General features: G+C 65.2%; 1 pseudogene. It reads left to right on the top strand.

From position 1 onward, the window contains the following. Positions 1 to 25: 25 nt before the first annotated feature. Positions 26 to 397, top strand: a pseudogene (locus tag IH48_RS0132465) (hypothetical protein); the annotation flags it as partial.

The raw sequence follows: 397 nt of genomic DNA, 5'->3' as shown, positions 1-397 counted from the left end.
CTTCCTGGCCTCGCGATCCGGTCCAGTGGCCTACGACACGCTCCGTGCCTTCCTTGAACCGCACAGCCGCGAATCAAAGAAGCTCACGACGGTCCATTACGCCCTCTCTGCTCTGCGGTCATTGGGGCTCGCCGAGGAAGGCAGCGACGGTCAGGACTGGGCTTTGTCGGGTGACCTCGCGACCCTCTCTTGGCACGACTATGCCGCCTTCCAGCGTGCCCTGCGCTCCGCCGTGCTGGGCCTGCGCGGGCACCAACCGGCCGAGACCGCCGACGACCTGCGGCGAGCTCTCGTGTGGAGCCTGACCCGCGATCCGTTCTCGGAGTCCTTCAATTGGGTCGTGGTGGACAGTCGTCACCAGAGAGACGCGCCTGATGGAGAGTTGGTCTTCGTGAAC

Source organism: Streptomyces sp. NRRL F-5126 (assembly GCF_000721265.1).
Taxonomy (GTDB): domain Bacteria; phylum Actinomycetota; class Actinomycetes; order Streptomycetales; family Streptomycetaceae; genus Streptomyces.
The sequence above is the reverse complement of the archived record's forward strand: the minus strand, read 5'-3'. Positions and strand labels throughout refer to the sequence as shown.